Source organism: Sphingomonas sp. CROZ-RG-20F-R02-07 (assembly GCF_022662335.1).
Taxonomy (GTDB): Bacteria; Pseudomonadota; Alphaproteobacteria; order Sphingomonadales; family Sphingomonadaceae; genus Sphingomonas.
The window spans coordinates 233,110-246,420 of sequence record NZ_JAKNQJ010000002.1; the positions used below are offsets into that span (position 1 = coordinate 233,110).

Genomic DNA, 13,311 nt, shown 5'->3' on the forward strand with positions numbered 1-13,311 from the left:
GCGGACGGCGGATGGCTAAACCCCAGCGCGCTCGCGTCGGTCAGCGCCGCGCGGCGTGCCCGGCGAAGGTGACGAGGCTTTCCGATCCGTCCGCCGCGAGCGACGAGACGCCGACGAAGTGATCGTCCACCGGCACCTGTTGCAGCACGGTGCTCGTGCCGGTCACGTCGCGCATCGCGGTCCAGTCCTGCGCGTCGTTGCGGCGCCAGCGCACGCGGTAGCCGGCGGCGTTGGGCACCGGGCTCCACGTCACCGTCGTATCGCGCGACAGCGCGCCCGCGATGCCGGCGCTGGCAGGGGCGGCGGGTGCGTCCGCCAACCGTTCGAGCGTCGCCATGTTGATCGCGGTCACTTTCGCCAGATAGGGAAAGTCCATGCCCGCGATCGTGTCGCCATAGTCGACGCCGTTCTCGGTGCGCAGATCCTGATGCTGGCGGTCCCAATTCTCGGCGCCGACCGAGAAACGCACCGCCGGATAGCCCAGCTTCAGGAACGGCTCGTGGTCGCCGCCGCGACCGAACCGGTCAGGCCGGCGGTCGAGCATGACGTCCAGGCCGCCGGGCAGCGTGCCCGCGATGCCGTCGATCGCCTTGGCAAGCGCGCGGCTCGGGCCGTCGTCCTCGCCGCCGATCGCGCGGCGTTCCTGCTGCTGCACCATGTCCTCGGAGGCGCGGATGCCTTCGGAGAAGACGCGCACCCGATCCGCGACGCGCACGCCGCCCTGACCCACCGTGTTGCCGACGATGTCGTTGTTGAGCATCGCCGACACCTGCCAGCCGCGCGCCTTGGCGGTGTCGGCCAGCAGCGTCGCGCCCCACAGGCCCTGCTCCTCGCCCGAGAAGACGGCATAGACGATGGTGGCGTCGTGCGACCGTTTGGAGAGGATGCGCGCGGCCTCAAGCACCAGCGCGACGCCCGAGGCGTCGTCATTGGCGCCGGGCGCGTCGGCGGTGGCGTTCATCTCGTCGGTCACGCGGCTGTCGATATGCGCGCCGACGATCACGACGCGCTCGGAATCGCGGCCCTTTTGGATGCCAAGCACGTCCTCGACCATCACGCCGTTCGGCGCGCGCGGGCCGGTGAAGCGGCGCGCGATCCGCTCGACCTTGATGCAGCCGCCGCAGTCCTTCGCCATCTCGGCGAAGCGTGCCGCGGCCCAGTCGCGCGCCGCCCCGATCCCGCGCTTGCGATCGGTGACCGTGGAGAGCGTATGCCGCGTGCCGAAGCCGACGAGCGTGGTGACGGTAGCGCGCAGCCGCGGCTCGGACGGGGCGGGCAGCGCCGGGGCAGGGGCGGCGGCGAGCAGGAGCGGGATCAGCATGGCCATGATGTTGACCGCAAACGAAATCGCTGTCCACCGTGCATCCGCCGCCGGCTCACACGTCCTGCGCGCTGTCGCCGCCCGTCACCTCGAAATTGGCGCCCGAGCACATCGCCGATCCGTCCGAGGCCAGGAACACCGCCATCGGCGAGATGTCCTCGGGCCTCAGCCACGCGACGCGCAGCGGCACGCGCGGCGCGCGGTTGTTCCACGTCTCGGCTTCGGTCGGGTTCTTGGGCGGATCGTCCTGCGTTTCGCCGATCACGTGGCTCCAGCGCGCGGGATAGCGGGTGAGCGCAGTGTCGACGAGGCCGGGCAGGATGCAGTTCACCGTCACGCCATGTTTGCCGAATTCCTCGGCCGCCGATTTCATCAGCCCGATGATCGCGTGCTTGGACGCGGAATAGGAGGCGGCGCCTGCGGTGCCGTGCTTGCCCTGCATCGACGAGATCAGGATGAACCGGCCGCTCTTCTGGCCGGTCAGCGTCTTGGCGAAGGCGCGCACGGTGTTGGCGGTGCCGTTCACATTGTTGTCGATCACGTCGTACCAGTCGCTGTCCTCCATCTCGAGCAGGTCCTTCCAACGCTGGATCGCGGCGTTGGCGACCACCACGTCGATCCGGCCGAGCTCCTTCAGCACGCGGTCGTGTGCGGCGCGGAGCTGCGCGATCTTGCGGATGTCGCCCTTGATCGCGAGGCAGCGCCGGCCATGCGCCTCGATCTGACGCTTGGTCTCGGCCAATTCGTCGGGCGTGGCGGGCGTGGCGTTGGAGGCGGGGCTGACATAGCCGGCGATGTCGAGGATCGCGACGTCGGCGCCGTTCGCCGCCAGCTCCACCGCGATCGCACGGCCGATGCCGCGCGCGGCGCCCGTCACGAACGCCACCTTGCCCGCCAGTTGCGAATCGCGGCCCGCCACGATCGGGCCTGCGGTGCGCGGGTCGGCCGGTACCTGCGCGGCGGCGGCGCCTGCCACGCCCATCGCGGCGAGCGCGCCTGCGCCCATGATGATCCCCCGCCGGCCCGTATCCGCTGTCTCGTCGCCCGCCATCGCCTTGCTCCTATTCGTCTCGCAGCCACGAACCGCTGGAATCGCAAGGGGTTGCAGGCGCAGTGATGAATTCGGCGTCACGCGGGGGCGACGCGGAAGCCGGCCGGTCGGCCGCCGGCTTCCGCAGCCGCGGCTCAGGCCACCCCGCTGAAGACGAGGCCGGTGCTGTCGCTTCTGCTCGTGCTGCCGCTCGACGTGCTCGTACCATAGGTGGCCTGGCTGCCGATGCTGCTGCGCATCTTTTCGAGAAAGGCGATCAGCGTGTCGAGCTGGCTCTTCTCGGTGGCGCCCGTGCTGCTCGTGGACGACGTGCTGCTGCTGGACGAGCTGCTGCTCGAATCGTCATCGTCGTCGGACGAACCGCCGGACGGTGGCGGGCCGGGGGGCGGGCCGCCGGCGCCCTGCGGGCCGTGCATGCCGGACATGCCGCCGGCGCTCGCGATCGCGATCGCGCCACTGTCGGTGTCGCTGTCGGTATCCGCACTGCCGTCCGCGCTCTTCTGCGATCCGCCGGTCGCGAAGAACTGTTTGAGCTCATCCGCCTGGTCGCTCGTCAGCGTCCCCTTGGTCACCTGATCGTCGATCAGCGACGCCATCTTGTCCTTCATCGAAATGGTGGAGGTGCCGGAAATGCTCGTGCCGCTGCTACTCGCCAGCGTCGAGTCGATGCTGTCGAGCGCGCTGCCGAGCGCGGTCTGGTCGGTCTTGCTGATCGCGCCCTTGGAAACGGCGGCCGAGATTCGCGCGTTCATCATCGTGCGCCCGCTGGTCTGGGCGCTCGACAGCGCGCTGGTCAAAGATGAGAGACTGGTCACTCCGTTACTCCTGTTGCCGCCGGTCGATGCCGGCGGCGCCAAGGGTATCAGAAACGATTTACCATCTTCTTAAACCATAGCGATAGAGCGAGAAGGTCATGGGGAAGGGCGCCGCTCACGGCTGCCATCGTCCCCGATATTGGGCTCATGTTGCGCGAAGATTTCGCCATGTTGCAGCCGTGTCAGCTCAATCGGTCGATCTGTTCGGGGGAAAGCGATCCCGGCACGATCATCAGCGGCACGCTCAGCGCGCCCGCATCGGCGCCCGCGAAATGGCTGACCAGCGCGCCCGGTGCGCCGCTGGCGGCGGCGCCCAGCACGAGTGCGGCGATCTGGGGATTGGCGGCGATCATCTCGCGGATCACCTTGGGGCCGTCGCCCTCGCGCACCGTGATCGCGGGGTGAAGCCCCGATTCCGCCAGCAGCGTGCCCGCGGCGCCCGCCACCAGCCCTTCGGCATGAAGCCGCGCCTCGTCCTCGATCGTGGCCTGCACGCCGCCGAACGCCATGAACTCCTGCGGCGGCAGCAGCGTCAGGATCTCCACGCCGCCGCCCGTCTTCACCGCGCGCCGCGCCGCGAAGCGCAGCGCGATCTCGGCCTCCGGGCTGTCGTCGATCACGACCAGATAGATGCGCACCCGCTTCGTCCCCCCCTCGATTTTCGCGGGTGAAGGTGCCGTGCGATGCGCGCGCGCGCAAGGCCACGGCTTGACCGGGCGCGGCAGGAGCGCGAGAGGATGCGCGCCCAACGACGAGGATCTTCATGTCGATCGCAATCAAGATGCCTGCGCTGTCCCCCACGATGGAGGAAGGCACGCTGGCCAAATGGCTCGTCAAGGAGGGCGATACCGTCAAGTCCGGCGACATCATGGCCGAGATCGAGACGGACAAGGCGACGATGGAGTTCGAAGCGGTCGACGAGGGCGTCATCGCGCGCATCGTGGTGGCCGAGGGCACCGATGGCGTGAAGGTGGGCGCGACGATCGCGATCCTGGCCGAAGAGGGCGAGGATGCCGCCACCGCCGGCGCCGTGTCCGCCCCGTCCGAACCCGCCAGGAGCGAGTCGCTCCAGCCCGCCGATCCCGAATTCCGCGGCCGCCCCGACGCGACCGACCCCAACGCCAAGGGGAACGAGGGCGAGCCCGTCGCGCGCACCGAGACGATGGCCGAGGATCATGGCCGCCCCGCCGACGCGGGCGCCGAGCCTGCCCCGGCCGCAGAGGCGTCGGGCATGCGCGTGAAGGCCAGCCCGCTCGCCCGCCGCCTTGCCGCGGAGACGGGCGTCGATCTGTCCGCGGTCACCGGCTCGGGGCCGAACGGCCGGATCGTGCGCGCCGATCTCGCCAACGCCCAGCCGGCCCAGGCCGCCACCGCCGCCGCGCCCGCAACGGCCGAGACGGCAAAGGCCGATGCGCCTGCGCCGGCCGCAAAGCCCGCCGCCGTGCCCGACATCCCGCATGAGACGACCAAGCTCAGCAACATGCGCAAGACGATCGCGCGGCGCCTGACCGAATCGAAGCAGACCGTTCCGCATATCTATCTGACCGTCGATGTGCGGCTCGACGCGCTGCTGAAGCTGCGGGCCGAGCTGAACGACAGCCTCGCCGCGCGCGGCGTGAAGCTGTCGGTCAACGATCTGCTCATCAAGGCGCTGGGCGTCGCGCTGATGCAAGTGCCCAAGTGCAACGTACAGTTCGCGGGCGATCAGTTGCTCACCTTCGCCCGCGCCGACATCTCGGTTGCGGTCAGCGTGCCCAACGGGCTCGTCACGCCGGTGGTGAAGGGCGCGGACACCGCCTCGATCTCCGCGATCGCCACCGCGATGAAGGATCTCGCGGGCCGCGCGCGCGACGGCAAGCTGCGCCCCGAGGAATATGCCGGCGGCACCGCCTCGCTGTCGAACATGGGGATGTACGGCATCACCCAGTTCGATGCGGTCATCAATCCGCCGCAGGGCATGATCCTCGCGGTGGGTGCTGGCGAGAAGCGGGCGGTGGTGAACGGCGATACGCTCGGCGTCGCGACGGTGATGTCGGCGACGGGCAGCTTCGATCACCGCGCGATCGACGGCGCGGACGGCGCGCAACTGATGAAGACGTTCCGCGAACTGGTGGAACGGCCGCTGGGCCTGCTCGCCTGATGGCAGGCGCCGGACCCCGCAGGATGCGCGGCTTCTGGCTGGAGCTCCTGTGGTTCGTCGTCAGCGTCGGCGCGTTCGGCGCGTTCGTCTGGGGGATGGCCTGGGGCTATCCGCTCGGCCGCGACACGATCTGGACGATCGGCGGCGTCGCGGTGCTGATCGTCGCGGCGATGGGCGTGCACGCGCTCGTCCGCGCATGGCAGGCGGGGGTGGCATGAGCGACGAAGGCAACGGCCGGCTGCCCGCGGGCGCGCCCACGATCCGCGTCACCGCGATGCCGGGGGACGCCAATCCCTATGGCGACATCTTCGGCGGCTGGCTGATGGGTCAGATGGATCTGGCCGCGGGCTCTACTGCGTCGCGCCATTCGGGCGGCCGGGCCGTCACGATCGCGGTGGAGGGGATGAAGTTCCACGCCCCCGTGTTGATCGGCGACGAGGTCTCGGTGTTCGCCACGCTCGTCGCGGTGGGCAACACGTCGATGACGATCGAGGTCGAGGCCTGGCGCCGCGCGCGGCATGTCGAGGATATGTGCAAGGTGACCCAGGCGCGCTTCGTGTTCGTGGCCACCGACGAGAATCGCCGGCCGCGGCGCGTGCCGGGGCTTCCGGCGTGACGCTGCCCGCTTCGCCGCGGCTTCATAACTTCGTTATCAATCAGGGTGATACGCGTGGCTGACCAATTCGATCTCGTGATCCTCGGCTCGGGCCCCGGTGGCTATGTCGCCGCGATCCGCGCGACGCAGCTCGGGCTGTCGGTCGCGATCGTGGAGCGCGAGCGGCTGGGCGGGATCTGCCTCAACTGGGGCTGCATCCCGACCAAAGCGCTGCTGCGCACGTCCGAAATCTATCACTACATGACCCACGCCGCCGATTACGGGCTGAAGGCGGACAATGTCGGCTTCGATCTGGGCAGGATCGTCGATCGCAGCCGCAAGGTGGCGGGCCAGCTCAACGCCGGCGTGAAGGGCCTGATGAAGAAGAACAAGGTCCGCGTGGTGGAGGGCGTCGGCACGCTCACCGCGCCGGGCACGCTGTCGGTGAAGCAGGGCGACCAGACGGTCGAACTGCAGGCGAAGCACATCATCGTGGCCACCGGCGCGCGCGCGCGCGACCTGCCCTTTGCCAAGGCGGACGGCAAACGGATCTGGACCTATCGCCATGCCATGGTGCCGGTCGAGATGCCGACCAAGCTGCTGGTGATCGGATCGGGCGCGATCGGCGTCGAATTCGCCAGCTTCTACAACGATATGGGCGCCGACGTGACGATCGTCGAGATGCTGCCGCGGATCCTCCCCGTCGAGGACGAGGAGGTTTCCGCCTTCATGGACAAGGCGCTGACCAAACAGGGTATCGCGATCCGCACCGGCGTCGGCATCGAAGGGCTGGCGACGGGCGCGAACGGCGTGACCGCGAAGATCAAGAACAAGGACGGCCAGGTCGAGACGGTCGAGTTCAGCCATGCGATCGTCGCGATCGGCATCGTGCCGAACACCGAGGCGATCGGGCTGGAGGCGCTGGGCGTCGAAACCGAGCGCGGCCATATCAAGGTCGACGGCTATGGCCGCACCAATGTCGAGGGCGTGTACGCGATCGGCGACGTGACCGGGCCGCCCTGGCTGGCGCACAAGGCCAGCCACGAGGGTATCGTCTGCGTCGAGCGGATCGCGGGCGAGAATCCGCATGCGTTCGAGACGTGGAACATTCCCGGATGCACCTATAGCCGCCCCCAGGTGGCGAGCGTGGGGATGACCGAGGCGAAGGCCAAGGAGGCGGGCCACGACGTCAAGGTCGGCAAATTCCCCTTCATCGGCAACGGCAAGGCGATCGCGCTGGGCGAGGCCGAGGGCTTCGTGAAGACGGTGTTCGATGCGAAGACGGGCGAACTGCTCGGCGCGCATATGGTGGGCGCCGAAGTCACCGAGCTGATCCAGGGCTATGTCATCGCGCGCCAGCTCGAGACGACCGAGGCGGAACTGATGGAGACGGTCTTCGCGCATCCGACCCTCTCGGAGATGATGCACGAAAGCGTGCTCGGCGCCTACGGCCGCGCGATCCACTACTGACATGATGCGCGCCCGCCCGCGCTGGCCGGTGGCGGCGGCGGGCGTGCTCTTCCTGGCCAGCCTCGCGCTCTTCTGGCCGGGCATCGCCATGTACGACAGCGTCGTCCAATATGGGCAGGTGCTGGCGGGCGCCTATGACGATTGGCATCCGCCGGCGATGGCGCGGCTCTGGGCGCTGTTCGGCCCGACCGGCGCCGCGCCGCTATTCGCGTTGCAGATGGGCAGTTACTGGCTGGGGCTGGGGCTGATCGCCGCCGCGCTGGCCGCCGCCGGGCGACGCGGCGCGGCGTTCGCCGTGCTGGCGATCGGGCTTTGGCCGCCGTTTCTCGGCTGGCAGGCGGCGGTGCTGAAGGACGCGCAGATGCTGGGTGCGATGCTGGCCGCGGTGGGGCTGGTCGGCTGGTGGCGGCTGCGCGCGCGGCCGGTGCCCTGGCCCGTGGTGCCGGTGGTGGTGGTGCTGCTCGGCTATGCGGTGCTGGTGCGCGCCAATGCGCTCTTCGCGGTGCTGCCGCTTTGCTTCGCGCTATGGCGCCGGCCGAGCGACCTGCGGTGGCGCGCGGTTGCGCTGGTGGTCGCGACCTTGGCGGTGCTGGCGGCGATGCCGTTCGTCAACCACCGCCTGCTCGGCGCGAGCCCCAGCGGCGTCGAGCGGACGCAGGCACTCTACGATCTGAGCGCGATCGCGGTGCGCACCGGCGACGGCGCGGCGACCGGGCTCGCACCCGATGCGATCGCCGGGCTGCGCGCGCATGGCTGCGTGAAGCCGTTCTTCTGGGATCCGCTGGGCGATGCCGATCACTGCGAACCCTATGTCGAGGCGCTGCACGTGGGCCCGCCGGGTGCGCTGTACGTCCGGCTGGCGGGCGCGATCCTGCGCCATCCGCTGGCCTATGCGGCGCACCGTCTCGCACACTGGAACTCCACCGAGCGCTGGATCGTGCCCGCGCGGCTGATGGGTGCGGGGCCGCCCAACCATAGCGAGGCCAATACCCTGGGGCTGGCGGGGCCGGGCTGGCTGGCGGTGATGTGGCAGCGGCTGGCGGATTGGCTGATCGAGACGCCGCCGGGCTGGCCGATCCTGTGGACAATGCTCGCCTTGCTCCTGCTGCCGGGCGCGTGGCGGCGGATGGATGCGGGCGCGCGGCTGGCGCTGGCGCTGCTCGCCTCGGCGCTGGCGCTGGAGGCGAGCTTCCTCGTCCTCAGCATCGCGTCGGACCTGCGCTATCATCTATGGCCGATGGTCGCGACCGCGCTGGCTGCGGTGCTGCTGGCGCAGGCGCGCTGGTGGAGGGGGCGGGGGCTCGCCATCGTGCTGGCCGCGGTGGCGCTGGCCGGCGGCGTCACCCGCCTGGCCCTGCCGCTGCCGCCGCAAGGCTATCAGGCGATGGTCGCGGGATAAGCGGTCGGCGTCGTCCTTCACCGTTCGCCCTGAGCGTGTCGAAGGGCCTGTACCGCATGCGATGGATCGACTGTCGAGAGCGTGCTTCGACAGGCTCAGCGCGCGGGGGGGAGGTAACGCTGCCCCGATATGGCATTATGTGATACCAATGAATGTGGGTCGATTGTGTGCCACCTTCGCCGACTTCGGCCCGGATGCTCACGCCGCCGCCGATGCGCCCCAGTCGCGGTTCGCCAGCGCCCGCGCTTCCTCGACGGGCAGCGGCCGGCCGAAATAATAGCCCTGCACCTTCGAACAGCCCAGTTCCTGCACCATCCGGTGCTCCGCCTCGGTCTCCACGCCCTCGGCCGTCGTCGCCATGCCCAGGCTCTTGGCGAGCGCCACGACCGCGCGGATGATCGCGATCGCCTCGCGCACGCCCTTCGATGCGCCCTGCACGAAGCTGCGGTCGATCTTGATCGAGGAAAAGCGCGTGCGGCTCAGATAGCCGAGCGACGAATAGCCGGTGCCGAAATCGTCCAGGCTGAGGCGGACGCCCAGATCGAGCACGCGCTCCAGCACCTTGGTGGCGCCGAGGCCCTCGTGCATGAACACGCTCTCGGTCACCTCGAGTTCGAGGCGCTCGGCGGACAGGCCGCTGTTCGAGAGCGCCGAAGTGACGGTGGTGACGAAGCCCGGGATCTGGAGCTGGTCGGGCGAGACGTTGACCGCCACGCGGATGTGGCTCGGCCAGCGCGCCGCCTCGTCGCAGGCGGTGCGCATCACCCATTCGCCGATCGGGCCGATCAGCCGCGCCTCTTCGGCGAGCGGGATGAACTTCACCGGCGACACATTGCCGAACTCGGGGCTCGCCCAGCGCAGCAGCGCCTCGAAGCCCATCAGCCTGCCGGTGCCGGCATCGACCACCGGCTGATAGGCGAGGTGCATCTCGCCCTTCTCCACCGCCTTGCGCAGCGCGATCTCCAGCACGCGGCGTTCCTCGGCCTGGACGTGAAGCTGCGGCTCATAGGCGTGGAAGACGCCGCCGCCCGCATCCTTCGAACGATAGAGCGCCAGATCGGCGGAGCGGATCAGCATCTCGGCGGTGCGGCCGTCGCGCGGTCCCACCGCGACGCCGACGCTGGCGCCGACATAGAGCGTGTGCTGATCGACCTCATAGGGCCGCGAGAGCGTGTCGATGATCCGCTTGGCGAACGCCTCCAGCGCGTTGCTGTCGCGCGCGTCGTGGACGATCACCGCAAACTCGTCACCGCCCAGCCGCCCGCACATCGCATGCTCGCCCATCAGCTGGCCGAGCCGTTCGGACACGCGCTGCAGCAGGCGATCGCCGATCGGATGGCCCAGCGTGTCGTTCACCGCTTTGAAGCGGTCGAGATCGAGCATCATGAACGCGCAGCGGCTGCCCCATCGGTCGGCCTCGGCCATGGCCCGTGCGAGATTCTCGTTGACCATCAGCCGGTTGGGCAGGCCCGTCAGCGTGTCGAAGCGGGCCATCCGGTTGATCTTGTCGGCTGACGCGCGCTGTTCGGTCACGTCGGAGCCGACGCCGCGAAAGCCGGCGAATGCGCCGCGATCGTCGAACCGCGGGCTCGCCGCGATCTCCCACCAATGCTCCTCGCCGTTCACGTGGACGGGCAGGCGCAGGTCGCGAAAGCTCTCGCGCGCCTTAAGCTTGTCGGCCAGCGTGCGCAGGCCCGCGGCGAAATTGCCCGTCTCCCAGGTGGGGCCGGCCAGCACCTGAAGGAACGGCATGCCGTCGATCGTCAGCGGATCGATCCCGCAGGCGAGCGAGAACCGCGGCGAGGCGCGAACCACGCGGCGCGCGCTGTCGGTTTCCCACAGCCAATCGGCGCCCTGATCCTCGAATTCGCGCAGCAGCAGGCTGACGGTCTCGTTGCGCTCCTCCAAGGCGAGTTCGGCGGCACGGATCGCCACGAGCGCCCGTGCCCGGCTGACGCAGGTGGCCATCAGCAGCAGCGTGAAGACGATGCTGCCGGCCGCGGCGCTGTAATCATGCGCGAGCGTCAGTTCGAGCGAGACCGACATCCCCAGCAGCCCGAGAAAGGCGAGCGTGGCAAGCGCCAGCGGCGCCATCGCGAACGAGGCGGCGGTCATGAGGACGGCGATGATGACGCCCAGCCCGGACGTGACCGGCGGCGGGGTGTGCATGCAGAAGGCAAGCGGCACGACCGCCCAGATGGCGGCAAGCGCCAGTCCGTCGAAACCGGTGGTGCGCAGATCCTCGAGCCGCGCATAGCCGTCGCCCCGGTGATGCGAGGCGAGCCGCCGCGTCGCAACGCCGACCGCGACGGCCGTGACGAGGGCGCCCCAGCCGACCAGTTCCCAAAGCGCAATGCTCGGCCTGAGCAGCAGCACCGCCCCCACCGCGCCCACCAGATTCGCGGCGAGCAGCAGCAGCGCCAATCGTCGCCCCGCTGCCAGTTGCGTCGCCCGGATGCGGCCGCATTCGGCCGCATCGGCGCCGTCGCGCAGCCCGAGCAGCGTGTGGAAACTGATCCGGACGGGATCGGTGTGCGAGGTCATATGTTGGGTCACGGCCATATGATAGCCGTGGCTGGTTAGCGGATGGTTTCCATCACCGCTCGACCGGTCGCAATCCGCCCCGTTTTCGTTCGATGCCTGAAAGAATTAGGCCGCGATATCATAGGGCTTGATCTCGCCCGCCAGATACAGGTTGCGCGCCTTCGCCCGGCTCAGCTTGCCCGAGCTGGTGCGCGGCAGCGTGCGCGGCGGGATCAGCTCGATCACGCAGTTCATGCCCGTCACCGACCGGACCCGTTCGCGGATCGCGTCGCGCAGCCGGCTGCGCTCGCCTTCGTCCGAACTGCGGCACTGGACGAGCACCGCGGGGGTCTCCTCGCCACCCGGCGTCGTGATCGCAAAGGCGGCGATGTCGCCCGCCTTGAACCCAGGCAGTTGCTCGACCGCCCATTCGATATCCTGCGGCCAGTGATTGCGGCCGTTGACGATGATCATGTCCTTGGCGCGGCCGACGATATAGATGTAACCGTCGGAGATATAGCCCATGTCGCCGGTGTCGAGCCAGCCATCGACCAATGTGGCGGCGGTGGCGGTCTCGTCGCGGAAATAGCCGGCCATCACCGAAGGCCCGGCGCACCACAGCTTGCCGATCGCGCGTTCGGGCAGGGGCGTGCCGTCCTCCTCGCGGATTTCGACCTCCATGTCGCGCACTGGCTTGCCGCAATTGACGATCGCGCGGAAACGCTGCGGGCGGTTCGCGCCGTTCTCGCCGCCCGAGAGCTGGGTTTCCTCGACCAGCTCCACGCGGATGCCCTCGCCCGGCGGCATGATCGACACCGCGAGCGTCGCCTCGGCCAGGCCATAGCTCGGCAGGAACGCCGTCGCTTCGAACCCGGCATCGGCGAACGCGTCGACGAATGCCTGCATCACGTCCGGCCGGATCATGTCCGCGCCGTTGCCCGCGAGGCGCCAGCGCGCGAGATCGAAGCGGTCCGACGCACGCGTCTGGCTGGAGATGCGACGCGCGCAGATATCGTAGCCGAAGGTGGGCGAATAGCTGATCGACGTGCCCGGATTGCGCGAGATCATGTCGAGCCATGCCAGCGGACGGCGCGCGAAATCCTCGGTCTTGAGATAGTCGGTCGAAACCTGGTTGGCGATCGGCGAGAGGAAGCAGCCGACCAGCCCCATGTCGTGATACCAGGGCAGCCACGAGACGCAGCGATCGCTGTCGATGAGCGCCATGCCGTGCGCATGCGCCGCGAGATTGTTCAGCAGCGCGCGGTGGGTGATGACCACGCCGTGCGGGAAACGCGTCGAGCCGCTCGAATATTGGAGATAGGCGATGTCGTCGGGCCCGGCTTGCGGAAGCACCGCGGGTGGCGCTTGGCGGGTGGCGAGTTCGGCCCAGTCGATGCCCTGCGTCCCGGCGGCCTCGGCCGCCGCGCCCGCCATCTGCGCCAGTTCGGGCGGGTAGATCAGCATCTTCGGATCGCAGCTCGAAAGCTGGACGCGAAGCTGTTCGATATAGGATTCGCGGCCACCGAACGAGGTGGGCAGCGGTAGCGGCACCGGCCATGCGCCCGCGTAGATCACGGCGAAGAACAAGGCGGCGAATTCCGGCCCCGTCTCGGCGACCAGCGCGATCCGGTCTTCGGGCGCAACGCCCGCCGCGATCAGCCGGTGTGCCATCGCCAGCGCATCGTCGCGCAATTCCGCGAAGGGATAGCCGCGTGTCAGGCTGCCGCGCGCGTCGTGGAAGTTCAACCCCCGCACGCCGGTCGCGGCATAATCGAGCGCCTCGCCCAGCGTCGCGAAATCGGCAAATCGACGCGGCAGACCGTCCGCCGTCGCGGTGGCCCGGGGCGCGGCGACGCCCTCGATCGTCATCTGGGTCTGCTCGCTCGACATGCCTTCGTACCCTGTTTCCGGGTGCAGACGCACCCCGACCATTTTTCGACTGGCCTGCAACGTGGCAGACGCCGGCGTTCAAATTCGGTTGGCACTGTGGCACAAAC

The 13,311-nt window shown here is 69.2% G+C and carries 12 protein-coding genes; 6 read left to right on the forward strand and 6 right to left on the reverse strand.

All coding sequences use genetic code 11. The annotated features are described in order from the left end of the window. Nucleotides 1-40 precede the first annotated feature (40 nt). From L8H00_RS04895 to L8H00_RS04905, 3 genes are all read right to left on the reverse strand, one after another. Complete coding sequence (locus L8H00_RS04895; RefSeq protein WP_242096117.1) at nucleotides 41-1,321, reverse strand: M20/M25/M40 family metallo-hydrolase; 1,281 nt, start codon at nucleotides 1,319-1,321, stop codon at nucleotides 41-43. 55 nt (nucleotides 1,322-1,376) lie between these two features. Next, nucleotides 1,377-2,372, reverse strand: coding sequence for an SDR family NAD(P)-dependent oxidoreductase (locus L8H00_RS04900; protein WP_242096118.1), 996 nt, complete (start codon nucleotides 2,370-2,372; stop codon nucleotides 1,377-1,379). Between the two features lie 134 nt (nucleotides 2,373-2,506). Beyond that, on the reverse strand, nucleotides 2,507-2,968 hold the full coding sequence (locus tag L8H00_RS04905) for a hypothetical protein (protein ID WP_242096119.1): 462 nt from the start codon (nucleotides 2,966-2,968) through the stop codon (nucleotides 2,507-2,509). A 1-nt stretch (nucleotide 2,969) separates the two neighbouring features. Here L8H00_RS04905 and L8H00_RS04910 point away from each other — a divergent pair, with 1 nt between their 5' ends. Continuing rightward, nucleotides 2,970-3,260 (forward strand): hypothetical protein, encoded by a 291-nt coding sequence (locus L8H00_RS04910; protein ID WP_242096120.1) that lies wholly within the window; start codon nucleotides 2,970-2,972, stop codon nucleotides 3,258-3,260. 109 nt (nucleotides 3,261-3,369) lie between these two features. Here the strand turns inward: L8H00_RS04910 and L8H00_RS04915 are convergent, their stop codons facing one another. Then, nucleotides 3,370-3,825 carry a universal stress protein gene (locus L8H00_RS04915; RefSeq protein ID WP_242096121.1) on the reverse strand — a complete coding sequence of 152 codons (456 nt, stop codon included), beginning with the start codon at nucleotides 3,823-3,825 and terminating at the stop codon, nucleotides 3,370-3,372. 125 nt (nucleotides 3,826-3,950) lie between these two features. Here L8H00_RS04915 and L8H00_RS04920 point away from each other — a divergent pair, with 125 nt between their 5' ends. Genes L8H00_RS04920 through L8H00_RS04940 form a run of 5 tightly spaced genes read left to right on the forward strand, consistent with a single transcriptional unit; the run spans nucleotide 3,951 to nucleotide 8,791 of the window. Further along, a complete protein-coding gene (locus L8H00_RS04920) occupies nucleotides 3,951-5,327 on the forward strand; it encodes a pyruvate dehydrogenase complex dihydrolipoamide acetyltransferase (RefSeq protein ID WP_242096122.1) in 1,377 nt (458 codons plus the stop codon). Between the two features lie 23 nt (nucleotides 5,328-5,350). Then, a complete protein-coding gene (locus L8H00_RS04925; RefSeq protein WP_242096123.1) occupies nucleotides 5,351-5,545 on the forward strand; it encodes a hypothetical protein in 195 nt (64 codons plus the stop codon). Then, complete coding sequence (locus L8H00_RS04930; RefSeq protein ID WP_242096124.1) at nucleotides 5,542-5,943, forward strand: acyl-CoA thioesterase; 402 nt, start codon at nucleotides 5,542-5,544, stop codon at nucleotides 5,941-5,943. Before L8H00_RS04925 ends, L8H00_RS04930 begins: the two co-directional genes overlap by 4 nt. Before the next feature lie 54 nt (nucleotides 5,944-5,997). Then, nucleotides 5,998-7,392 carry a dihydrolipoyl dehydrogenase gene (gene lpdA / locus L8H00_RS04935; RefSeq protein ID WP_242096125.1) on the forward strand — a complete coding sequence of 465 codons (1,395 nt, stop codon included), beginning with the start codon at nucleotides 5,998-6,000 and terminating at the stop codon, nucleotides 7,390-7,392. 1 nt (nucleotide 7,393) lies between these two features. Further along, nucleotides 7,394-8,791, forward strand: coding sequence for a hypothetical protein (locus tag L8H00_RS04940; protein ID WP_242096126.1), 1,398 nt, complete (start codon nucleotides 7,394-7,396; stop codon nucleotides 8,789-8,791). A 198-nt stretch (nucleotides 8,792-8,989) separates the two neighbouring features. Here L8H00_RS04940 and L8H00_RS04945 read toward each other — a convergent pair whose 3' ends face one another. Further along, on the reverse strand, nucleotides 8,990-11,335 hold the full coding sequence (locus L8H00_RS04945; protein ID WP_242096127.1) for an EAL domain-containing protein: 2,346 nt from the start codon (nucleotides 11,333-11,335) through the stop codon (nucleotides 8,990-8,992). 105 nt (nucleotides 11,336-11,440) lie between these two features. Further along, the gene (locus tag L8H00_RS04950) at nucleotides 11,441-13,183 is read right to left on the reverse strand and encodes a fatty acyl-AMP ligase (RefSeq protein ID WP_242096281.1); all 1,743 of its coding nucleotides are present in this window, start codon (nucleotides 13,181-13,183) and stop codon (nucleotides 11,441-11,443) included. Between the last annotated feature and the right edge of the window lie 128 nt (nucleotides 13,184-13,311).